The 23,913-nt window shown below is 65.0% G+C and carries 16 protein-coding genes; 7 read left to right on the top strand and 9 right to left on the bottom strand.

Annotated features, from left to right (window positions below):
* The first annotated feature begins 20 nt into the window (after positions 1-20).
* The 3 genes from AC1Q7F_RS11025 (at position 21) to AC1Q7F_RS11015 (ending at position 2,819) form a co-directional block, all read left to right on the top strand.
* On the top strand, positions 21-1,406 hold the full coding sequence (locus tag AC1Q7F_RS11025) for a leucyl aminopeptidase family protein (RefSeq protein WP_492506661.1): 1,386 nt from the start codon (positions 21-23) through the stop codon (positions 1,404-1,406).
* A 115-nt stretch (positions 1,407-1,521) separates the two neighbouring features.
* Positions 1,522-1,968: a MarR family transcriptional regulator gene (locus tag AC1Q7F_RS11020; protein WP_492506659.1), complete on the top strand. Its 447-nt coding sequence runs from the start codon at positions 1,522-1,524 to the stop codon at positions 1,966-1,968.
* Positions 1,965-2,819, top strand: a complete 855-nt coding sequence (locus AC1Q7F_RS11015; RefSeq protein ID WP_492506657.1) for a C40 family peptidase — start codon at positions 1,965-1,967, stop codon at positions 2,817-2,819. Before AC1Q7F_RS11020 ends, AC1Q7F_RS11015 begins: the two co-directional genes overlap by 4 nt.
* Positions 2,820-2,823: 4 nt before the next feature.
* Here AC1Q7F_RS11015 and AC1Q7F_RS11010 read toward each other — a convergent pair whose 3' ends face one another.
* The 7 genes from AC1Q7F_RS11010 to AC1Q7F_RS10980 form a co-directional block, all read right to left on the bottom strand.
* Positions 2,824-7,893 carry a hypothetical protein gene (locus tag AC1Q7F_RS11010; RefSeq protein WP_492506655.1) on the bottom strand — a complete coding sequence of 1,690 codons (5,070 nt, stop codon included), beginning with the start codon at positions 7,891-7,893 and terminating at the stop codon, positions 2,824-2,826.
* A gap of 161 nt (positions 7,894-8,054) precedes the next feature.
* On the bottom strand, positions 8,055-9,755 hold the full coding sequence (locus AC1Q7F_RS11005; protein ID WP_492506653.1) for a methyl-accepting chemotaxis protein: 1,701 nt from the start codon (positions 9,753-9,755) through the stop codon (positions 8,055-8,057).
* Between the two features lie 96 nt (positions 9,756-9,851).
* A complete protein-coding gene (locus tag AC1Q7F_RS11000; protein ID WP_492506651.1) occupies positions 9,852-11,834 on the bottom strand; it encodes a TonB-dependent receptor plug domain-containing protein in 1,983 nt (660 codons plus the stop codon).
* Between the two features lie 29 nt (positions 11,835-11,863).
* Entirely contained in the window at positions 11,864-12,364 is a 501-nt protein-coding gene (locus tag AC1Q7F_RS10995) for a hypothetical protein (protein ID WP_492506649.1), read from the bottom strand.
* 315 nt (positions 12,365-12,679) lie between these two features.
* Entirely contained in the window at positions 12,680-14,683 is a 2,004-nt protein-coding gene (locus tag AC1Q7F_RS10990; protein WP_492506648.1) for a TonB-dependent receptor plug domain-containing protein, read from the bottom strand.
* Positions 14,684-14,707: 24 nt separating this feature from the next.
* Positions 14,708-15,202 (bottom strand): hypothetical protein, encoded by a 495-nt coding sequence (locus AC1Q7F_RS10985; RefSeq protein ID WP_492506646.1) that lies wholly within the window; start codon positions 15,200-15,202, stop codon positions 14,708-14,710.
* A gap of 391 nt (positions 15,203-15,593) precedes the next feature.
* Positions 15,594-17,012, bottom strand: a complete 1,419-nt coding sequence (locus AC1Q7F_RS10980) for a porin (protein WP_492506644.1) — start codon at positions 17,010-17,012, stop codon at positions 15,594-15,596.
* A gap of 342 nt (positions 17,013-17,354) precedes the next feature.
* Here AC1Q7F_RS10980 and AC1Q7F_RS10975 point away from each other — a divergent pair, with 342 nt between their 5' ends.
* A complete protein-coding gene (locus tag AC1Q7F_RS10975) occupies positions 17,355-19,397 on the top strand; it encodes a sensor histidine kinase (protein WP_492506642.1) in 2,043 nt (680 codons plus the stop codon).
* 3 nt (positions 19,398-19,400) lie between these two features.
* Here AC1Q7F_RS10975 and AC1Q7F_RS10970 read toward each other — a convergent pair whose 3' ends face one another.
* Both AC1Q7F_RS10970 and AC1Q7F_RS10965 read right to left on the bottom strand, forming a co-directional pair.
* Positions 19,401-20,168 carry an inositol monophosphatase family protein gene (locus AC1Q7F_RS10970; protein ID WP_492506640.1) on the bottom strand — a complete coding sequence of 256 codons (768 nt, stop codon included), beginning with the start codon at positions 20,166-20,168 and terminating at the stop codon, positions 19,401-19,403.
* Positions 20,169-20,272: 104 nt separating this feature from the next.
* Complete coding sequence (locus AC1Q7F_RS10965; RefSeq protein WP_492506638.1) at positions 20,273-20,812, bottom strand: c-type cytochrome; 540 nt, start codon at positions 20,810-20,812, stop codon at positions 20,273-20,275.
* Between the two features lie 167 nt (positions 20,813-20,979).
* Here AC1Q7F_RS10965 and AC1Q7F_RS10960 point away from each other — a divergent pair, with 167 nt between their 5' ends.
* The 3 genes from AC1Q7F_RS10960 to AC1Q7F_RS10950 form a co-directional block, all read left to right on the top strand.
* Entirely contained in the window at positions 20,980-21,762 is a 783-nt protein-coding gene (locus tag AC1Q7F_RS10960; protein WP_492506636.1) for a 3-deoxy-manno-octulosonate cytidylyltransferase, read from the top strand.
* A gap of 44 nt (positions 21,763-21,806) precedes the next feature.
* Positions 21,807-22,664 (top strand): prephenate dehydratase, encoded by an 858-nt coding sequence (locus AC1Q7F_RS10955; RefSeq protein ID WP_492506635.1) that lies wholly within the window; start codon positions 21,807-21,809, stop codon positions 22,662-22,664.
* 109 nt (positions 22,665-22,773) lie between these two features.
* Positions 22,774-23,913 (top strand): hypothetical protein (locus AC1Q7F_RS10950; protein WP_492506633.1); only part of this gene is annotated, 1,140 nt, incomplete at its 3' end.

Genomic DNA, 23,913 nt, shown 5'->3' with positions numbered 1-23,913 from the left:
TGCCAGAAGGACGAGATTTCGTGACTGCCAATCTCCTGACCGCACCCGTCGCCGATACTGTCTGTCTCACCCTGCTGAAAAAGGACGGCCTGGCCGCCTGGCTGGCCGCAGCATCACCCGCGGAAGCCGCCTGGGTGACGCGCCTGGGTTTCAAGGCCGGGGCCGGTGCCACGGCCTTAGTGCCGGGGGCCGACGGGTCGCTGGCCCGCGTGCTGGTGGGCGTGGCCGATCGCATCGATATCTGGTCGCTGGCGGGATTGCCGGGCAGCCTGCCGGCCGGGTCCTACGCGATCGACACCGACCTGGATGCCGACACCGCCACGGTGGTGGCCACGGGCTGGGCGCTGGCGACCTATCAGTTCACCCGCTACAAGAAGTCGACAAAGGAGTTCGCCAGCCTGGTCCTGCCAACCAAGGCGGACCGGGCCGCGGTTGAGCGCTTCGCCAAGTCGGCCTTCCTGGTGCGCGATCTGGTGAATACGCCGTGCGAGGATATGGGGCCGCCGGAACTGGCCACGGCGGCGGAAAACCTGGCGGCGGAGTTCGGGGCGACGTTCAATGTCATTGTCGGCGACGATCTGCTGACCCAGAATTATCCCATGATCCATGCCGTGGGCCGGGCGGCCGCCCGGGCGCCACGGCTGATCGAGCTGCGCTGGGGCGATGCGTCCCATCCGCTGGTGACGTTGGTCGGCAAGGGTGTCTGTTTCGACACCGGCGGGCTGGATATCAAACCGGCGTCCGGCATGCTGATGATGAAGAAAGATATGGGCGGTGGGGCGCATGCGTTGGGGCTGGCGCGGCTGATCATGGATGCGCGCCTGCCGGTGCGGCTGCGCGTTCTGGTCCCGGCGGTGGAGAATTCCATTGCCGGCAACGCCTTCCGTCCCATGGACATCATCCCCACCCGCAAGGGCCTGACGGTGGAGATCGGCAATACCGATGCCGAAGGCCGCCTGATCCTGTGCGACGCATTAACAGAGGCGGATGCCGAGAAGCCGGCCCTGCTGCTGGATTTCGCCACCCTGACGGGCGCGGCGCGGGTGGCACTGGGCCCGGACCTGCCGGCACTGTTCTCCAACAATGACGAACTGGCCAATGACATTCTGGCGGCGGGAACGGCCCAGGACGATCCGCTGTGGCGCCTACCGCTGTGGCAGGGCTATCGCGGCCAGCTGGACAGCAAGATCGCCGACCTGAACAATGCGCCCAGCGGCGGCATGGCCGGCGCCATCACGGCCGCTCTCTACCTGGAACAGTTCGTGTCCAAGGATACGGTCTGGGCGCATGTCGATCTGTTCGCCTGGAACCAGTCGACCCGCCCGGGCCGCCCGGAGGGGGGCGAGGCGATGACGCTGCGTGCCTTCTTCGACGTCATCGCCAGGCGTTTTGGTTCGAAACAGTAACAATCCTTGCCAGTCCAGCCTTGCCGACAGGGTTAATCTTCGGCACACTCCCTTCCCATGCCCGGCTGCTTTTTCGCGGATCGCCGGGCATGGACGCGGGTTCGGGGGGCGGGGCATGTCACGTAACCTAGAGGCGCTGCAATTGTGGCGACGGGCCTTGGTAGCCAGCGTGCGCAAGGACGGGCCTGACCTGTCGGCGCGGCAGCTGGCACTGTTGCTCACCGTGTTCCTGACGCCGCCGCCGCATACGGTGCGCGGTCTGGCCGCGACGTTGAACGTATCGAAGCCCGCCATCACCCGCGCGCTGGACCGGCTGGGCCGGCTGGGTTACATCAAGCGCAAGCGCGATCAGGATGATCGCCGTAACGTGCTGGTTCAGCGGACCGTGAAAGGGTCCGTGTTTCTGACCGAATTCGGCCAGATGGTGATCGACGCGGAAAAGGCGCCCCCGGTCGGCGACGAAGGCGGGGCCGTTGCGGAGCCCGTCCTGGATGTCAGCGGCGTCGTGTCCCCCGTCATGGTGGATGGCGCCCGAACGGAAGCCCTGGCCACATCGGCATGACCGACACCGACAAGCTCGACCCCCGCGTCCATCCCTATCGGGAGGACCTTGCCGCCGCCTATCTGCGTGGCCGCGTCACCGCCGCCCGCTTCATCGAGGGCGTGCCCTGTCAGATCCGCAGCGGTTTTGTGGCCCTGAAGGTGGAACCTTCCTTCGAGGCACGCCAATCGACCGAACTGCTGTTCGGGGAGGGCTTCACCGTTCTGGAAGAACATGATGGCTGGGCCTGGGGCCAGAACGAGACGGACGGCTATGTCGGCTGGCTGCGGGTCGAGGCGCTGGAAGCCGACCTGACCGAAGCCACGCACAAGGTCATTTCGTTGCGCAGCTTCCTGCAGCCCGAGCCCGACCTGAAACAGCCCTTCCTGGACGTGCTGTCCATGGGGGCCAGTGTCGTGGTGACCGGCGAGCAGGGCGACTGGCGGCAGGTGGAGGGGGGCGGCTGGCTGCATGCCCGTCATCTGGCGCCGGTGGAAGAAAATGCAGCCGATTTCGTTGCCGTGGCGGAGCGGTTCATGGGCACCCCCTATCTCTGGGGTGGGCGCACCAGCATCGGCATCGACTGTTCGGGTCTGGTGCAGGTGGCGTTGTGGGCGGCCGGGGTGGAATGCCCGCGCGACAGCGACCAGCAGGCGGCGGCGGTGGGCGACCTGATTTCGGCCGATGGGGTGGGCGTGGAATATCGCCGCGGCGACCTGGTGTTCTTCCCCGGCCATGTCGGCATCATGACCGACGCCACCACCCTGCTGCATGCCAACGCCTTCCACATGGCCGTGGTGGCCGAACCGCTGGCCGACGTGTTGGCGCGGGCGGGGGCCAAGGGGATCAATGCGGTGAAGCGGCTGGCGTAGAGCGCTACGCCAGTGCCTGGGTCACAGCATCCTGCTGCTCCGTCGTCATCGCGGCCAGTTGTGCGCTGCTGAAGGCGCGCAGCTGCGCCTCCGTCATGGAATGGAACTGATAGGGCACCAGTCCGGCGATCTGGGTGTCGGTCAGTGCCGCCACCTGCGCCACCGTCACACCCGTCAGCTGCTGCGCGCTCAACTGCCCGACCTGTGCGGGCGTCAGATTGGCAAATTGTGTGGTGCTGAGGGCACCGACCTGCGTGGCGGACAGCTGTGCGAACTGCGTGGTGGTCAGCGCCTGCAGCTGCGTGCCGGCCAGATTGGCGATCTGGGTGGTGGACATGCCGCCCACCTGCGCCGGCGACAGGGCGGCGATCTGCTGGCTGCTGAGCGAGCGCAGCTGCACCCTCAGCAGGGCCGACAGCTGGGTACCCGACATGCCGGCGACAGCCGTGGTCGTCAGGTCCTGGATCTGGGTCGTGGTCAGCGACTGGAGCTGGGTCGTGGACAGGCTGTTCACCTGGGTGGCCGACAGGGCGTTGATATGTCCCGTGCCCAAGCCCGACAACGCGGTTGCCGGTACCGCCCCCAGCCCCTCGGCCGTGACCGCCTGAAGCTGTGATGGCAGCAGCGCCGCCATCTGGGTGGCGTTAAGATGGCTCATGAAGGTGGCGTTCAGACCGCCCAGCTGGGTGGTGGACAGGCTGGAGAACTGGATGGCGGATAGGGCGGTCCCCTGCGTGGCGCTGAATCCATTGAGGCGCGTCGTGCTCAGCTGACCCAGCTGCGTCGTGGACAGGGCGGCGATCTGCGTTGTCGACAAGGCGGCGAACTGGGTGCCGGACAGGGATGTCAGCTGCGTGCCGGAGAGCCCTTCCACCTGCTGCCCGGTCAACCCGGCGACGAAGCCCGCCGACAGGCCCTGGATCTGCGTGGCCGACAGGGCTGCCAGCTGGCCCGCCGACAGGTAGCCCGCCTGCGTGGCCGTCAAGCCCGACAGCTGCGTGCTGGCCAGCGTGGCCAGATCGGTGGTGGTCAGCGCCTGCAACTGCGCCGCGGACAGGGTCGCCATCTGGTCCGCGCTGAAGGAGGTGAGGCGGGAGCCGGCCACGACCTCGAACTTGGCGGCACTCAGGGCCCCCATCTGGGTGGGCGTCAGTGCCGCGATCTGCTGCTGGGTCAATGCTGAAATCTGCGTGTCGCTGAGCCCGTTCAGCAGGCCAGATGACAGGCTGGAGACGACCGACGGCTGGATGGCGGCGATCTGGCCGGTGGATAGATTGCCGATCTGCTCGCTGTTGAAGGCGTTGATCTGCGCCGCCGTCAGCCCGGTCACCTGGGTCTCGGTGAAATAGGCCATGCGGTTGGCATGCAGGGCCGACAGCTGAGAGGGCGGAACATTCTTCAACTGCGCCGCCGACAGGGAATGGAACTGCGACTCCGTGATGCCGGACAGCTGTCCGGAGCGCAGGCCGGCTGCGGCAGCCGTGCTGATGGCGGCGATCTGGGCATTGCTCAGACGCTCGAACTGGGCGTCGGTCAGCCCGCCGATATGGTCATCAGACAAGGCGGCGATCTGGGCAGTGGAGATCACGGGCAGCTGGCTCTCGTTCAGCATGGGGATGCTGACCGGGTCCAGCGCGCCAAACTGGGCCGGCGACAGGGCCTGGATCTGGGCATTGGTCAGGGCCGCCACCTGATCGGGCCGCAACGCCCCCATCTGGGCGGTGCTGAAGCCGGCGATCTGGGCCAATGTCAGGCCGGACACCTGTTCCTCCGCCAGGGCGCTGACCTGGTTTTCCGACAGGCCGGACAGTGATGCGGCCGGGATGGCGGCGAGATGGGCTTGTGACAGGGCACCCAGCTGCTGCGGGCTCAGCATGGAGACCTGATCCCTGGTCAGGCCGGCCACCTGGGTCAGAGTCAGGCTGCCCACCCGTTCCGGGGTCAGGAAATTCAGGTGGTCAGCGGTGAGGCTGGCCACCTGCGCCGCCGTCATGCCGGCCAGCAGTTCCGATGGCAGGTTGTAGATCTGGTCCGGGGTCATGCCGGCCACGGCCGCGGGCGACAGTTCGGTGAACTGGGCGACGGTCAGGTTGTTGATGGCGCCATCGGGCAGCACGCCCACCTGGTCGGGTTTCAGGCCCCGCAACTGGGCCACCGACAGGCTGGCGAACTGGTCCCCGTTCAGTTTGGCAATGCGGTTCAGGCTGAGGCCGCCGATCTGTGTCGCCGTCATGCCGGACAGCTGGCTGGGCGTGATCTCGGCAAAGCGCTCATCGCTCAGCGAATTCAACTGTTCCACCGTCAATCCGGCGATCTGCGCCGGGGTCAGGCTGGCGAATTGCTCGCCTGACAGTTCCGCGAAGAAGGTGGTGGTGGCGCCGGCCATGTGGGCGGGCGTCAGGGCCGCCAGCTGGTCCGGTGTCAGGGCGCGGATCTGCTCCTCCGCCAGACTGTTCAACTGTGCCAGGGTCATGTTCTTGACCTGGGCAGTGGACAGGTTGGCGATCTGGTCGGGCGTCAACTGGGTGATGCTGTCACCCGACAGGCCGGCCATCTGGGTCGTGGACAGGGCCGCCAGCTGTTCGGACGACAAGGCGGCCAGCTGCTCACCATTCAGCGCATTCAGCTGGGTGGTGGACAAGGCGGCCAGTTGCGCGCCCGTCAAGCCGGACACCTGTTCCCCCGACAGCAGCGAGATCTGGTCCGTGCTCAGGCCCTTCACCTGGGTGGGAGCCAGCTGGGCCATCTGTTCCGGGGTCAGGGCGGTAATTTCTTCCGCCTGCAGAACCGCGATCTGGGTCGCGGTCATGCCCTTCAGCTGGGAGGCGGACAGGCTGGCGATCTGTTCGCCGGTCAGGGCGCTGATCTGGGTGATGGACATGGCGGCGATGCCGGTGGCGGCCAGGCCGCCGACCTGCGTCACGCTGAGCGCCCCGATCTGCCCTTCCGTCAGTCCCTTCACCTGGGTGGTGGAGAAACTGGCGATCTGGTCGGGGGCCAGCGAGGCCAGCTGGTCCGGCGTCAGGGCGGAGAGGGCAGCAGGCGTCAGGTTCTGCACCTGCGCATTGGTCAAGGCCGCGATATGTTCGGGCGCCAGACCGGAAATCTGCCCGTCATTCAGCGCCGCCATCTGAGTGGCCGTCAGGCCCACCAGCTGTTCGCCCGTCAACCAGGAAAGCTGGGCGTTGCTGAGCCCGCCAAGGGCCGCGGGTGACAGGCTGGCCACCTGGGTCCGGCTCAAGGCGGCGATCTGCGTTTCGTTCAGGGCCGCCATCTGGGTGGCATTCATCCCCTTCACCTGCGCCGCCGACAGACCGGCCAGCACCGTGGTGTCCAGGGTGGAAACCTGCTCGGACGTCAGGGCGCCGATCTGGCTGGAGGTGAGGTTGCGCAACTGCGTCTGGGTCAGGCCGGCCAGCTGTTCAGGGCTCAGGGCGCCGATCTGCCCGCTCGACAGCCCCGCCATTTGCGCCGTGGTCAGCGCCTCCAGCTGCGTTGTGGACAGATCGTTGAGACGCTCGGCCGACAGACCCTTCACCTGGGCGGGGCTCAGTGCTGCGATCTGCTTGGCCGACAGGGCGGACATCTGTTCGCCGACCATGCCGTTGATCTGTGTCGTCGACAGCGCGCGCAGCTGTTCCGGCGTCAAGGCGGCGATCAGGCCCGCATCCAGGCCCGTGACCTGTTCGGGCGTCAGTGCTCCGATCTGACCCGCCGACAGGGCGGCCATCTGGGTGGTGCTCAGGCTGGCCAGCCGCCCGTCGGGCAGTGCCTTGATCTGGGTGGCGGTCAGCGCCACCAGCTGGGTCTTGCCCAGACCGGTGAACTGATCCTCCGTCAAGAGCGACATCTGGGTGACGGTCAGTGCCTTGATCTGGACGGAGGTCAGACCGTTCAGCTGGGTGGTGCTGAGAGATGCCAGCTTCTCCTCGGTCAGGGTGGCGACCTTGCCGGCCGACAGGGTGGCCAGCTGGGCCTTGGTCAGGGCCGCGACCTGATCGGCGTTGAGACCGGCGAACTGCTCGTTGGTCAATGCCCCGATCTGGGTCCCGTTCAGGCCCGCGATCTGGTCCGGGGTCAGGGTCGACAGCTTATCGGCGGAAAACCATTTCATCTGCGAGGCGGTGAAGCCCGCCAGCTGTGACGCGGACAGCGAGACCAGCTGGGCATCCGTCATCGCCCCGATCTGGGTCTGGGTCATGCCCTTGACCTGGGTCGTGGACAGTTCCCCCATCTGTTCGCCCGACAGGCTGGCGAACTGTTCCAGTGTCAGGGCGCCGACCTGGGCCGCCGTCAACCCCTTCAACTGGCTGGACAGCAGGCCGGCGATGGCGTCGGGATGGATACCCTTGATCTGTGCCGGCGTCAGGGCGCCGATCTGCGAAGCGGTGAAGCCCGCCCATTGCACGGGGGTCAGCGCGTTCAGCTGGCTGGGCGTGAAGCTTTTCACCTGGTTGGCGGTCAGCGCGGAGATCTGGCTGGAAGAGAAACGGGCCAGCGCGTCGTTGTCGAGTGCCTTCAGCTGGGCCGGGGTCAGGCTTTTCAGTTTGGTATTGGAAATGGCGCCCAGCTGTTCCTCGCTGAGGCTGTTGAGCTGGTTGCCGGTCAGCACGGCCACCTGGCCTGCCGTCAGGGCGCCGATCTGGTCGGTGCTGAAATATCCCATCTGCTCAGTGCTGAGCGCCTTCAGCTGCGGTGCCGTGAAGGCTGCGACCTGGGCGGTGGACAGGGCGGCAATTTTTTCCGCGGAAAGAAGCGACACCTCACGCGGGCTCATGCCCCGGATCTGGCTGAGCGACATGGCGGAAAAATCCTCCGCCTCCAACGCGTTGAACTGGTCGTCGTTCAGCGCCGCCAGCTGTGCCGCCGTGAAGCCGATCTGGCTGGAGGACAGGGCGCCGATCTGGCTGCTGCTCAGACCGTGGATCTGTTTCACCGAAATGGCGCCCACCTGCGCCTTCGACAATTCGCCGATCTCGCCCAGGGAGAAGGAGCTGATCTGTTCGGCCGTCAGCGATGCCATCGCCCGCAAGGGGATTTCGCTGATGGAGTTGTAGGAACTGATCGCAACCATGTTCTGGCTCTTTCGCTCATTGGGTTTCCAGCCGTGAAACCCTATAAGCAAGAGCCAGGCCAACTTTCGGGGCCATCAGGGGGAAAATTCTGCCGGATATGAAAACACCCCGCCGGCCGAGATGGCGGGCGGGGTGTTGGACGACGGGAGATAAGCAGGTATCAGCCGGCGCGGACGCGCTGAAGGAACCCGTCCACTTCCTTGCGCAGGCGTGAGGCGCCGTTGGTCAGGCCGGTTGCCGCGTCGCGCATGCCGCGGGCGGCATCGCCGGTTCCGGCGGCCACCTGGGCCAGGGACTGCACCTCGGTCGCCGCTTCACGGCTGGCTGTGGAGGCGGACTGCACCGATCGTGCGATCTCCTGCGTCGCCATGCGCTGCTGCTCCACGGCGGCGGCCACGGTCGTGCTGATGCTGGACACGTCGCCGATGCGGCTGGTGATTTCCCCCAGGGCGCCGACGACGGCGTCGGCGGCATGACGGACGGCGCTGATGCGGCGTTCGATCTCCTCGGTGGCCTTGGCGGTCTGGCCGGCCAGCTGCTTGACCTCCGACGCCACCACCGCGAAGCCCTTGCCGGCCTCCCCGGCGCGCGCCGCTTCGATCGTGGCGTTCAGGGCCAGCAGATTGGTCTGGCTGGCGATCGCGGAAATCAGGTCCACGACATTCTTGATACCCTCGGCCTCACTGTTGAGGGTGCGGACCAGCCCGTCGGAGCGTTCCACGGCGGCCGTGGCCTGGCGGGTGCTGCCGGTGACGCCTTCCACCTGGCGGGCCACATCATTGAAGCTGACGGCCAGTTCCTCAGCCGCGCTGGCCACCGACTGCACGCCCTGGTCAGAGCTTTCGGCGGCGCGCGACACATGGTCGGCGGCAGAGCGGCCATCCTCGGCCACCAGGCCCAGGCGTTCCGCCTCGCTCAGCACACGTTCCGCCGTTTCGCCCACCGTGCGGACGGAACCCAGCACCGTGGCCTCGAAACTGTCGGCCAGGGCCAGCAGGGCCTGGCGGGCGCGGGTATCGGCCTCCACCCTTTCCGCCGTCAGGCGGGCGGCGTCCAGCAAGGCGGACTTGAAGCTGAACAGGCCGTCGACCAGGCTGTTCAACTCGTCGGCGCGGACCAGATCGGCCGGATCGACCGAGAGATCGTTGTTGGCCAGCTTGCCCATGGCGCGGGCGATATTGTCGATGCCATCGCGCACCAGACGGGTGATGACGAAGACCAGCAGCGACACGATGGCCAACGCCACCAGCAGGCCTACACCCAGCAGCCACGAGGCGGTCACCGCACTCTGCGCCTGGCGTTCCACGCTGGCGCGGGCGTCGGCCTGGATCTGCGCCGTGGCCTTGTCCAGGGCCGCCACGATGGTCTGCACCTTCTCATTGAAGGGCAGCACGGCGCCGGCGGCGGTGGCCAGATCGACCTCCAGCATGGTGGAGACGACGTCGACGGCACCGCTGAACCCGTCCAGTTCGGCCGCGGAATTCTTCACCGCCGCCTGAAGGGCCGGATCGGCGATGCTGCCGGAAATGGCGTCAAGCCGCTTCGCCTCCTTGGCGATGGCGATCTTGACCGATTCCAGTTCCTTGATGGCGCCGGCCGCCGGATTGCCGCCGGCCACGGACAGCACCGCGAAATAGGCATTGCCCAGGCTGCCCTTCAATTCGGTCACCAGCGTCTGCATCTCGGTGGCCCGAGCCAGCTTCTCATCCACCAGGATGCGGGTGTCCGATGCCTGCGAGCGCAGCTCGACAATGGAAAGACCGCCCAGGACCAGCATGGCCAGGGCGGCGATGACGGGACCGGCCATCAGCTTGGCCAGCAATGACAACCGGTCCAGGCGGGTGAGAAGTGTTTGATACATTTGAAATTTCCTTATGCGTCCGCCCGGACGGCGGGGTGGATCACGGGTCCGGTTGGGGTCGGGCTTTCGGGGGAATACCCGACCCACCGCGTTGGATCAGAACGACTGAGACAGGCTCAGATAGACCCGGCGCTCCGTTTCAAGCACCGAGGTCGCCGGGGTGCTGGCGCGGAGGAAGTCCGATGCCGTCGCCCGCACCTCGGTGCCGGTGGAGAAGGTGTAGGCAACCGACGCCGTGCCGCTCACATAGGAATCGATCTTGGTCGGGATCAGGAAGCCGGCCTGTGCGCCACTGCCCGGCCGCAGTTGGTAGCGGCTGGACTGCCAGGTCATGCCCAGGTCGGCTGACAGGGCACCGTTGGTCCAACCGACATTGCCTTGCAGCTTGTGCGTCGGGCTGGCCTTTTCATAATAGACCGGACGGGTCGGCAGGGGACCCTTGTTGATGGTCAGGTCGTCGTCGATATTGACCCAAGTGTAAGACGCCCCATAGGAGAAGCCGCCCGCCATGGATCCCTTGATATCCGCTTCCATACCCCAGGAGGAGGATTCACCGGCATTGATGAAGGTCTGGGTCAGCGTGCCATTGATCAGGACACGGTCCGCCACGCCGCCGGTGGTCGCTTTGACATCCTTGGTCTGCTGGCGATAGGCGGTGATGCCGAAGCTGCCGTTGATCACCGGCAGGGCATGATCATACCCCAGTTCGAAACTGCTGATGCTGGCGGGTTTCAGGTTCGGATTACCGACTGAACCTGCGCCATAGAAGCCGCCGAGTTCAAACATGGCGGGCAATTGATTGGCCAGACCATAGGTAAAGCGCAGCGTATCTTCTGGTGTGGGCTTGTAGACCACACCACTGTTGAAGCTGAACTTCGTCAAGTCGGTGTTGAATTCCGATATCCTGCGCGGGGTCGGCACTGCACCTTCGTAGCCCAAGTTAAAGTTATCGACCCGCACGGCGTTGGTGAAGGAGACATTCTCCGAGACTTTCCAGTCCCACATCAGCGACCCGGCAAAGATATCGGCGCTGATCCGGCCGCCTGGCGACGGCCAGCGACCCATTTCGGACTTGCGGTATTCACCGGTGATTTTCACTGTGTGCTCTGGGTTCAGCTGAATTAGATCGGAGATCTGCGCCACTGTGAGACGCGCATCGGACGCACCGGTTCCCAGGTAATCAAAGTCCAGCCAGTTGCGATAGGCAGAGAAGTTTATCAGGCCCACATTGCCAGCATCGATGTCGACATCCAGCTTCGCGGTTCGTGCGACGTACTCGATGGCAAAGTAGGTATTGGTCGTAGTGTAATTGTCCTGCAGTGAATAGCTGCGGGCCAGTTCAAGGCCCACCTGGATATTGTCGGTCACCTGCGCCAGACCGGCGGCGGAAACATGGTTGGCCTCCATATCCCTCAGACGGTTACGCTCAGTGGTGGTGAGCCTGCCACGCTGGAACTCATCGGCTTCCTTGTAACCGGCCGAGAGCTTCAGACCCAGGCTGTCACCGATCTTAAGCGTCTTGACCATGTTGGCCTCACGCTTGTCATTGTTGCCGGCGCGCAGCGTGGCGGTACCCGCCTCGTCATACAGCGGGTTCACCGTAATGATATTGATCACGCCGGCCACGGCATTGAAGCCATAGATGGCGCCAACCGGACCCTTGACGATCTCAATCTGCTTGATTTCAGACAGGGCCACCGGGAGTGTGTTCCACACCACCATGGCATAATGGTCGTTGAATACTTGGCGGCCGTTCACCCGAACCAGCAGGCGTCCATAATGGCCGTGGTTGTAGCCGCGGATGGCCACATCGGCAGCGCCGGCGCCCCAACGCAACACATCCAGGCCGCTATAGCGGTTCAGAATGTCGGGCAGGTTGTCCAGGCCGCTGGCCTTGATGTCGGCGGCGCTGATGATGCGCAACGATGCCGGGGCGTCGGACGCCACCTGCGGCTTACCCGTGACGCCAGTGGTCACCGGCTGGCCGAACGCGTCCTGGAGAGCGGTGTAATTGATCGTCTGGGCATGGGCGCCGACGGCGAACAGGGCGGTGGCGCCCAGCAGGATGGACTTCTTCATATACGGGGACTCCTGGTGGTGACGCCGGCTTAGTGGGCGGTCACGAGCATCTGGAAATTCTTGTCAAAGCTGACGCCGGCCTTGGCCAGGGCGCCGGTGTTGACATGGTACTTGGCTGCACCCGACGCCTGGCGCTCAACCGCCAGGGCACACTTGCCAGCTTCCATGCAGGCCATGTCGCCGATGACCAGCTGACCGGCGGCGGCTTTACCCGACACATCGGCAGCGCCGGCGACAATGACCGCGACCGCACCCGCCAGATCGCCGCTTGAACCATCGATCACCTTGGCGACGACATCGGCGCCCAAGGCGCCCTTCAACTGTTCGGCCGCCGCAGCCTGACCATTGTCGGCGACGATCGTCACGGCTGTCGGCTTCGCCGGCTTGGGCTGCAGGAAGTTCAAGGCTTTGACGGCAACGATGGCCGTTGGGCCGTCGATGCTTGCCCAGGCGGGGCTGGTGCAGGTCAGGATCGGCAACAGCATCCCGACGGTGAGTCCGTGGATGGCCTTTGGTCGCATCTCGCGCATTGTGTCTCCAGTGTCGTATTTTTGTGGTTAAAACGCTACAATAACTTAATACATACAATCAAATTCAGTGTAACTAGCAATATTACTCTCCTGAAGGTTAGGTTTCCAAAAGAAACGAGACCGGAAATGCCCTTTATCTGTATTTGGCGTCACCAACGATTTGCTATATGCAAGAATATTATTTAAAAACCCAACTGATGTAATTGTTAAGAATGGACAAGCCATGTGGCTTGCCTTGTTGATTCAGGACATTGAATGATGGGCCCCAGAAGGGGCGCACCCCCGCCCGAAAGGCGGGGGTGTATGCTTGTGCCATCAGAATTTCTGCGACAGGCTGGCATAGACCCGGCGTTCGGTCCGCAGGCCAGGAAGCGTCGCCGTGTCTGCGCGCAGCATGTCGGTCCCGGTCAGGCGAATTTCCGTTCCGGTTTCAAACAGATAGGCAAGTGTGCCTCCTGCCGACCAGTAGCCATCGATATGAACCCGCGACAGCGGGGAGAACGCTGCCGGTGCCCGCAGCAGCGTGCGCGCCGACTGGTAGGAGAGATTGGCCTGCGCCGACAGGGCGCCCACCGTATATCCCAACGTCCCCTGCAGCTTGTGCTTGGGCGACGCCCCTTCAAACAGGACAGGGCGTGTGGGGACGGTGCCCTTGTTGACGGTCAGGTCGTCATTGATGTCCGTCCAGGTGTAGGAAAGGGCATAGCTGACGCCGCCGGCAGTGGCACCTGCCACCTCAATTTCCGTGCCCCAGCTCTTGCTGTCGCCGGCATTGATCGGGGACAGGACGAACACACCATTGACCCTGGTGGCATCGCTGCCGATGAAGGACTTCAGATCCTGCGTCTTCTGCCGGAAGACATTGACGTTGGCGTGCCCGTTGATCGCGGCGATGGCGCGGGAATAGCCAAGTTCAATGCTGTTGACCTTGCTTGGCTTGATCGTCGGATTGCCAGCAAGGTATGAGACGGCGCTGGTCTGTCGATAGAGACCGCCAAGTTCGATCAGCGACGGCAGCTGGTTGGCGATGCCATAGGTGGCGCGCAACGTGTCAACTTCCGTGGGCTTGTAGACCAGTCCACTATTCAGGCTGACCTCGGTCATGCTGCGATCGAAATCGTCCGCCGTGTACGGGGCGATCTTCAGCCCGTCATTCTGCAGACTGAAAAAGTCTATGCGCGCGGCATTGGTGAAGGTCACTTGGTCGGTGATCTTCCAATCCCACATTGCCGAACCGGCCCAGACATCGTAACCGATCTTGCCAGACCCAGCGATCACCTGGTCCATTTCATTGTGCCGGTACTCCCCCGTCAGCTTCACGGTGTTATCGGCATTGATCTGGATCAGGTCGGAGAGCTGGACGACAGTAGTCACCACATCGGAAACGACACTGCCACGGCTGTAATCGAGATCAAGCCAGTTCCGGTAGGCCGTGAAATTGATAAGGCCGAGAGCACCCGCATCCGCCGAAACGTCGGCCTTGGCCGATGTCGTCTTGAACTGGTTGTAGCCATAGGTCAGCGACGATGTCAGTTCAAACTGCTTTACATCGGAATGTGTGACCTCAATGCCGACCTGTACGGCATCGCTGACCTGGGCCATGATTGAGGCATTGACGTTCTTGGACTCCGGGTCGTCCTTGTTCGTGCGTTCCGTCGCCGTCAAAGCGCCGGTGCCGAATTCGTCCGCTTCCTTGTAGCCGGCGGACAGGCGGGCGCCGACCTTGTCTGACAGCTTCAGTGCCTTGGACAGGCCGATTTCACGCTGGCCATGGTTGCCAAAGCGAACCGTGGCCGCGCCGGCATTATCGTAGAGGGGATTGTAGGTGATGATATTGACAACACCCGCCACGGCGTTGAAGCCGTAGATGGCACCGACCGGTCCCTTCACCACTTCGATCTGACGGATTTCCGAAAGCTGTACGGGGATGGAGGACCAGTTGACCAGGGCGTAATGGTCGGCATAGACCTGCCGGCCGTTCAGCAGCACCAGCAACCGCGGATTGGATGACTGATTATAGCCGCGGACGGCAACGTCTGCCGATGCCGAACCCCAGCGCAACACATCGACACCGGTCACGCGGCCCAGGATCTCTTGCAGGGAGCTCAAACCGGTGGCGTTGATTTCGGCGGCGGTAATGATGCGCATGGCCGCCGGGGCGTCGGACTGCACCTGCGGCTTGCCGGTGGCGCCCGTGGTGACGGCCTGACCGAACGCGTCTTGCAGCATGCCATAATCGATGGTTTGCGCCTGGGCGCTGGTGACCGACAGCAGGGTGACGGCAGCCGTGGCGGCCAGCAGGAAATGCTTATTGTTCATTGGGGAAACTCCTATGTCCTTAGCTCAGTGCGCAGTCACGAGCATCTGGAAATTCTTGTCAAAGCTGATGCCGGCCTTGGCCAGGGCGCCTGTGTTGACATGGTATTTGGCCGCACCCGACGCCTGGCGCTCGACGGCCAGCGCGCATTTGCCGGCTTCCATGCAGGCCATGTCCCCGATCACCAGCTGACCCGCGGCGGCTTTGGCCGACACGTCCGCACCGCCAATAACGATCACTGCCACAGCGCCGGACAGATCGCCGCCCGCACCTTCCACCACCTTCGCAGTGACGTCGGCGCCCATGGCGGACTTCACGGCGTCACCCGCGGCGGCACCATCGGCAACGATGGTCACCGGGGTCGGCTTGGCCGGCTTCGGTTGCAGGAAGTTCAGGGCCTTGACCGCAACCGCGGCCGTCGGACCATCAACCGCCGCCATGACCGGGGCGGTAAAGGTCAGCATCGGCACCACAAGACCGGCCCACAGGCCGAGCCGTGCCGGAGAACGCAACGTGCGCATTGTATCTCCATTGAGGCAGGAGGAGGGAATGCTCCTGGGTCAATGGGTACCCCCGAAGTTCAGATCGCGTCACCGCCTACGATATAATCCCTTTGGTTAGGTTCTAGTGGTAAACCATCGACAGTTTCGCGTTGTGCTATTTAGGCAACATATCATCGTAGTCAGCAATAATGCATTAAACATAGATTAATGCCGGTTGAAGGTATTAAAGTTTCCAAGCTGAATGATTTTATTTCAGAACATTCTATCCAAGCTGTTGGAAATCATAAGATTTCAGCAACTTTGAATAAAAAACCCGCCGGCCTTTGCGAAGCCGGCGGGTTTCTCACATCGAGAGCTGATGTCATTTGCTTCCTGCCGGCCCTTCGCGGACCGGCAGGAAGCCTATTCATCAGAACTGGAACTGCATGCGAACGGCAGTCAGGTCCAGTTCGATTTCCTGGCCATTGGCGCGCTCGGTTTCGCTCATGACATGGTTGAGCATGATGCGCAGGGCCGGATTGATGTACCAGTTCACGCCCAGGGTGATGTTGGTTTCCTTGCCGGCGGTACCGGTGGAGATGCCGGCGGCGCGGTCAACCAGATCGACCTGGCTGTAGCGGGCGGCCACTTCCCAGGCACCGAAGCCGTTCTGACCGACGGGCCAGGCGGGGCTCACGGTCTTCCACTCGCCGACATTGTACGCGCGGCGTTCGCCGGTCAGGATGTAGCCAGCGGAAACGTAATAGCCGCTGAACTCCGGATCGGCCAAGGTCTGCACGGCGCCGGTCGCCGTGCGGTCAGCATATTCCGCGCCGAAATTATAATACTCGGCGGCGGCCCACAGGCTCTTGAAATTGAAGCCCAGGTCAGCGCCATAGGCATAGGCACTGTCGATCTGGTTCACGGTGACGTTGGTCAGACGGTAGGAGGTATCGGTGCCGCCGATGCGCAGGCCCGGACGATCACCGAAGCCGATGGAGGTGGTGGCGGTGCCGGCGGCCACCGGGCGGGCCGTGGCCTGCGGGGTGGCCTGATAGACGCCCGACACGCCAATGCCGGCCGAACCTTCGGCACCCGACCAGAAGCTGTAGGCGGCGCGGCCCAGCAGGTTGACCTGATCGTCGAAGCTGCCGGTGGAGCCGGTGCTGTTGCCCGTCACGTAGGCGGCGATGATATGGCTGCTGCCCTTGTTGATGGCGCCGATGGCGGTGCGGCTGTCGGAACCGCCGATGCCGACGACGATGTTGCCGATCGGAGCGCGCTCCATGAAGGCGATGTCGTTGGAGGACGTGCTGTCATCCAACGTGAATTTCGGCTGCATGACGCCGGCGACCAGCGTCCAGTCCTTGATGCCGGTATAGCCGATATTCGCGGCCTGGATGCCGACGGCACCACCGCGGCTGCCGGCGAAGTTGGCGGTGAATTCGTAGGTCCAGTCGGTGTAGACCTTGCCGGCCACGCCCAGGAAGGCGCGGCGGATGCCGAAGCCATCGGTGCCGTCGGCGGTGAAGTTCTTGCCACCATTGCCGAAGCCGTAATCCATGTGGATGCGGGCGCGGATGGCGGCATCGAACTTCTTGTCGGCCGTGACCACGCGGATGCGGCCACCGTCGGCGGTGACCTTCGGCATGGCGTCCATTGCCTTCTTGGTGGCGGCGCTTTCCTTGGCGACCGAATCCTTCAGCGAGGTCAGCTGGCCCTGCAGGGCCTGGATCTGCGCGGCCAGGGCATCGATCTGCGTCTGGGACGGGGCGGTCTGGGCCATGGCCGGGCTGGCAGCCAGGATGGTGGCGGCGGCACCGACCAGCAGGGTGGACTTGAGGCTCATTGTTGTTCTCCGGTGGGATCTCACGGTCGACAAAGCCTGTCAGCGCGCCGATCCCCATTCCGGGGGATGTATCAGCGGCACCTCAGGCCCCGGGGGGAGGGCTAACAGAGGCGCATTGCCGATTTGATGCGGTTTTATTACGACTTCATGACATGGATGGCCTGTTGCATTATAGGCACTGCCTTATCGGTCGGATTTCCATTGGGCAGTGTCATGTAATTGTCATGAACAGGGGCTGATCGGGTGCGTCTGTCCGGCATGGGTTGGGTCGCGAACGGGGTTGCAACCTACCTCGTTCGGGTAGAGGATGTGCGCCCAGCCCACCGGAGCGCCCTCCAGGCGATGCAGGACCCGCACCCACCACAGGCCCAGTTGCCAGCCATGCGCGCGCGGACGTCGCCGCCCCTGGCGACGGTGCCCGTCCTGTTGCTGCTGACCTTCGCGGTGCTGGCCATCGCCGCCATCCTATTCAGCACCGCCCGGCAATTCGATGCCGGCGAGGCCGCGCGCACGCGCCATCGCGTGGAACGCATGGTAACCGGGGCCGGCACGACGCTGGGTACCGTACTGCGCGACTATGCCGGCTGGGATGCCGCCGTCAACAATGTGGTGGATAAGCTGGACACCGTCTGGGCCGATGAGAATATCGGCATCTACCTGTCCGGTGGCTACCGCATGTCCATTTCCCTGGTCATCGATCGCCAGGGCCGCGTCATCTATGGTGTGGAAGATGGTAAGCGGCTGAGCGATGCGCGATTGCGCGATTTCCATGTGACCGACGTGATGCACCGCATGATTAACCGCACCGTGTCGGCCCTTCCCGGTACGACGGAGGCGGCAACCGGCATCGTCCGCCTGGGTGACGCGCTTTATATGACGGGTATCGCCGATATAAGGCCGGGCCTGGGCGGGCCGGCGCGTGCCGACGGGGCGGTGCTGGTCTTCATGCAGAAGCTGGACCGCGTCGCCGTGGCCCGCATGCTGGACCCGCTGATGCTGGACAATGTCGATGTCGGGGTGCAGGCCGCTACCGACATGGAGGGCAGCCGCTTGGCCCTGCGCGAGTTCGGTGCCACGGACGCGGAGCCGCCCGTGGGCTGGATCGCCTGGCGCACGCCGCGCCCGGCCCAGGATTTCCTGTCTGGGGTTTATTGGGTGCTGGCCGTCGTGCTGCTGATCCTGTTCGCGCTGACGGCCCAGGTGTTGATGCGCGTGCAACGGGCCGCCCAGCGTGAAACGGGGGTCAGCGAGGCGCTGCGCCAGTTGACCGGCCGTTATCGCGGGCTGATCGACGCGCTGCCCGACATGGTCTGCCTGTTGGGGGAGGGGCGCGTATCGCTGATCAACGCTGCCGGCCTGTCCATGCTGGGCCTGGATGTGCGCGATGCGGGAAAGGTCGTGGGCCGGCCGTTCCTGGACCTGGTGGTGGAGACCGATCGTCTGGTCTTCCACCGTGCCATGCAGGCGCGCGGCCGCGCGGGGACGGAATGGGTGACGTTGAGCCTGACCGCGTCCGATGGCCGGGCCGTCCCCATCGAACTGGCCATGCTGCCCGTGTCGGAGGGGCCGCTGGGCGAGATGACGCTGGTGGCCCGCGACCGGCGCCCGGAACTGGCGCGGCGGGAGACGCTGCGCGCCGCGGAGACCCGCGCCGCCGTGGCCGACCGTGCCAAGGGACAGTTCCTGGCCAATATCAGCCATGAACTGCGCACGCCTCTGAATGCCATCATCGGCTTTTCCGAGATATTGCGTGACGAGTTGCTGGGCGGGCTTGGCGCACCGCAATATCGGGAATATGCCATCGACATCCATGAGGGTGGGCTGCACCTGCTGCGGCTGGTCAACGACCTGCTGGATATCGCCCGCATGGATGCCGGCACGTTTGAACTGCGCGAAAGCTGGGTGGAGGTGGCGCCGCTGATGGACCGCTGTGAGCGCCTTCTGCGTCAGAAGGCGGCGGAACGCGGCGTGCCCGTGCGCATGGATGTCTCTCCCCCCAGCCTGCGCGTGCTGGCGGATGAGGTGCGGCTGAAGCAGATCCTGGTCAACCTGCTGGGCAATGCTATCCGCTTTTCAGAGGCGGGGCAGGGTGTGGTGGTCACCGTCCGGCTGGAGGCGCTGACGGGCGACGTGCTGATCGAAGTGGCCGACCATGGTATCGGTATGAATGTCGATGCCATGCGCATCGCGCTGGAGCCCTTTGCCCAGGTCGAGGGCGGGCATAACCGCCGCCAGCCGGGTGCCGGTCTGGGCCTGCCGCTGGCGCGGGGCTATGCCGAAGCGCATGGCGGCAGCCTGACCATGCAGAGCACGCCTGCCGTCGGCACCACCGTCACCGTGCGTCTGCCCGCGTCACGCGTCGCCGGCGTGCCGGTGGAGGCTTGAGGATTATCGCCGTTCCTTGAACATGCCCAGCACATGGGCATGCAGGGCCGGGTCGCCGGCCGCGACCACGTTGCCGTCGCAGCCCAGGCGCAGGGGCTGTCCGTTCCAGTCGGTGATCACGCCGCCTGCCCCTTCGATCACCGCGACCAGGGCGGCCCAGTCATAGGGCTGCAGTCCCGCCTCCACCATCAGGTCGATGAAGCCGGCGGCCAGCAGGCCGAACGCATAGGCGTCCCCGCCCCAGACCATGTAGCGGCTGGACGCCTGGGTGACGGCGAATTCCACCTGATGGAAGGGCATGGTGGCGGCCTGGGTGGCCATGGCGATGTCGGGGCAGGCCCGCGTCTTTACCGCCGCGCCGTTCAAGGTCGTCGCCCGGCCCGTCACGCCCAGCCAGCGGTCGCCCACGATCGGCTGGTCGATGATGCCCAACACCGGCACGCCCCGGTGCAGCAGGCCGATCAGGGTGGTGAACAGCGGCCGGCCGGTGATGAAGGATTTGGTGCCGTCGATCGGGTCGATGACCCAGACATATTCGGCATTCAGGTCCTGGCTGCCATGTTCCTCCCCCAGCACGCCGTCACCGGGACGTTCGGCCGTCAGGATGGCGCGGATGGCGCTTTCCACCTCGCGGTCGGCGATGGTGACGGGCGAGGTGTCGGCCTTCACATCCACGGCAACGGGCGTGCGGTAATGGCGCCGCGCCACCGCACCGGCGGCATCGGCGCAGCGCAGGGCCAGATCGATCAGGGAATCGGGAACGGCGGACATGTCGGAACGACTCCAGGATGCGGACAGGCCCCGCCAGGGGGGCAAACAAAAGGGGCGGCATCGCTGCCGCCCCCTTCATAGCATGTTCCCGTGTGGCTTGCCGATTACGGCAGGGCCACCGGGCTGTCGGACAGCGTGCGCAGGTACGCGATCAGCGCGGCGCGATCCTCGACCTTCTTCAGGCCGGCGAAGTTCATCTTCGTGCCCGGAACGGCGGCCTTGGGGTTGGCCAGGAACTTGTTCAGATGCTCGAAGTCCCAGTTGCCTTCCTGCGTCTTCATCGCGTCGGAATAGCTGAAGCCTTCCATGTGGGCATGCTTGTTACCGACCACGTTCCACAGATTCGGGCCGACCTTGTTGGCACCGCCCTTTTCAAAGCTGTGGCACGCGGCGCAGGCCTTGACCAGCTTCTGGCCGGCCGCGGGGTCGGCAGCGGCCAGGAGTGGGGTGACCGGATCGGGCTCCGCGGGGGCGGCGGGCGCGTCGGCAGCGGCGGTCGCGGATTCCGGCACTTCCACCTTATAGGCCCGTTCGGCCGGGAAGTTCGGGTGTACCAGCTTCTTGGAGACGAAACCCGCCAGGAGCGCAATCAGCGTCGCCGTCAGGATCGCCATGAAAATCTTATTGAAGGTGCTGCTCGCCATCAGTCCTAATCCCTTGGGTTCGCCAAGCGCGGGCACAATAACGCCAAGTTGCAGGCACGTCCATGCCCGCCTTGCCGCAATCCGCGCGGGATACTTAGCGGAAGGATGCGCGGACGCACATGGCTTTCCGCCTTGACCCGGCGGACCAAATGTCGCACGGGAAAACCATGACCGATCCGAACCGTCCCCTGACCGCCGCCTCGCTGGCCCGCCCGCTGGTGGTGATCCCCGCCCGCCTCGGCTCCACCCGCCTGCCGGATAAGCCCCTGGCCGACATCCATGGTGTGCCGATGATCGTGCATGTCTGGCGCCGCGCCATGGAGGCCGGGATCGGCCCTGTGGTCGTGGCGGCAGCCGAGCAATCCATCGCCGATGCCGTGATTGCGGCCGGCGGCGTGGCCGTGCTGACCGACCCTGACCACCCGTCCGGTTCCGACCGGGTGTGGGAGGCGGTGCGGAAGATCGATCCGGATGGAAACCACGACGCCATCGTCAATGTGCAGGGCGACCTGCCCACCATCGACCCGGCCGCCATCCGCGCCGTTTTCGATCCCCTGTCCGATCCGGTTGTGGACATCGCCACCCTGGGTGCCGTGATCACCGAGGCGGCGGAGCGGACCAACCCCAATGTAGTGAAGGCGGTGGTGGAGATGGCGCCGGGTGCGCATATCGGCCGCGCCCTTTATTTCACGCGCGCGACGGCACCTTGGGGCGACGGGCCGCTGTTCCACCATATCGGGCTCTATGCCTATCGCCGCGCGGCACTGGAACGGTTCGTATCGCTGGCGCCGGCGCAGCTGGAACAGCGGGAGAAGCTGGAACAGCTGCGCGCGCTCGCCAACGGCATGACCATCGCGCTGGCGCGGGTGGACATCGTGCCGCTGGGCGTGGATACCATCGAAGACCTTGACCGCGCCCGCCAGATGCTGGCCCCATCGCCCGCGCTGTAACAACGGCGTCCCTTGACAACACCCATCCTGGACAGAGTGACCCCATGCCCGCCTCCACCATCGCCTATCAGGGCGCACCCGGTGCAAATTCCGATCTGGCCTGCCGCAGCGTGTTTCCCGACATGGTGACGCTGCCCTGTGCCTCGTTCGAGGATGCTTTCGCGGCGGTGCATGAGGGGCGGGCCCGGTTGGCCATGATCCCGGTGGAGAATTCGGTGGCCGGCCGCGTGGCCGACATCCACCATCTGCTGCCGCGCGGCGGGCTTCACATCATTGGCGAACATTACCAGCGTGTCGTGCATTGCCTGGTGGCGCCGAAGGGCGCGACCATCGAAGGGCTGACGGAGGTGCATAGCCACATCCAGGCCTTGTCCCAGTGCCGCAACTATCTGCGCGAACGGGGCCTGAAGCCGGTGAACAACGCCGATACGGCCGGCGCCGCCGCCGACGTGGCGCAATGGAACGACCCGACCAAGGGCGCCATCGCGTCCGACCTGGCCGCCGAGACTTACGGCTTGCAGGTGCTGGCCAAGGGCATCGAAGATGCGGCCCACAACACCACCCGCTTCCTGATCCTGGCGCGCGAGCCCAGCGTGCCGGAGCGGGGCACCGACAGCGTCACCACCTTCGTCTTCCGCGTCCGTTCGCGCCCGGCGGCGCTTTACAAGGCGCTGGGTGGATTCGCCACCAACGGGGTGAATATCACCAAGCTGGAAAGCTATCTCGTCGATGGCCGCTTCACGGCCGCACAATTCTATATCGATGTGGAGGGCCATCCGGAGGAACGTTCCCTGCGGCTGGCGATGGAGGAACTGGGCTTCTTCGCCAGCGAGGTGAAGTTCCTGGGCGTCTATCCCGCCCACCCGTTCCGCCGCGACCAGCAGCAGCAGGGGGGCATCTGAGCGGATATCGCTGAAACGCTTTTGTTCCGTCCAAATTCCGCCATCGGTGGCACGCCTAATGGAGAGGCCGGCGGATGTCGTCGGTCACCGCCTTCCGAGGCCAATAATCATGCGAACCCGCCTGCTCTCCCTCTCCCTTGCCTCCGTGCTGTTGCTGGGACTAGGCGCCTGCGCCGCCGATCCGGCCATCCAGCAGGGGGAGTTGCGCAACCGTCAGATCGCCGCCGGGTCCTGGCGCCTGTCGGAATTGCGGCTGATCTGCATGGGCAATCCCGACGGCGGGCTGCCCGGCCGTCCCCTGACGGTGGATGAGGCGAACGAGCAGCGCCGGCTGGTGCTGGAACTGTCGTCCCTGGCGCCCGATGTCTGGCCCAACGTGCCGCTGTCCAGCCCGCGGGTGGAGGAATTCCGCCGCATCTGTGCCGGCGATCCGGCCAGTGGCACGCCTGCGCGGGCCCTGACGGTGCAGGAGCGCCAGGAATTGTTGTCGCTGATGGCCACCGCTCCGGTGACCCTGCCGTCGGTGGCGGGCAGTGGCGGCAGCAGCGGGTCGGCCGGTGCGGTGATCTGGAGTGATACCGGCTATTCCCAAGGCGGCGGCTATGACGACGATTTCCGGGATCCGGACTATGACCGGATGCTGTGGGAGCTGGAGCGTGACCGGGCGCGTTGGGAGCGCCATCTCTGGGAACAGCGTCGACGGGAGATCTATTGGGAGCATGAGCGTCGGCGTCGGGAGTGGGAGCGTGACCGTTCCCGCTGGGAGCGTGAGCGGCGCGAACATGAACGTGATACGGCAGAGGATCGCCGCCGCGCCGAGGAAGCTCGCCGCCGGGTGGAAGAGGATCGCCGCCGGGCGGAGGAGGAGCGCCGACGCTATGACCGCCCACCCGTCTATCAGCCGCCGCCACAGCGCCCCTCCGATGATGAGGCGCGTCGCCGCCAGGCGGAGGAGCAGGCCCGCCGTCTTCAGGAGCAGCGCCGTCGTGCCGAGGATGAGGTCCGTGGCCGTGCGGATGACGACCGTCGCCGTGCCACCGATGATGCCGCCCGGCAGGCGGATCAACAGCGCCGCCGCGACGCGGAGGAAACCGCGCGACAGATGCAGGAGCAGCGCCGTCGTGCCGAGGAAGAGGTCCGTGGCCGGGCGGATGACGAGCGCCGCCGTGCCGCCGATGATGCCGCCCGGCAGGCGGATCAACAGCGCCGCCGCGACGCGGAGGAAACCGCGCGACAGATGCAGGAGCAG

This window comes from Niveispirillum sp. GW835-FHT14G11 (assembly GCF_058793615.1).
The sequence above is the reverse complement of the archived record's forward strand: the minus strand, read 5'-3'. Positions and strand labels throughout refer to the sequence as shown.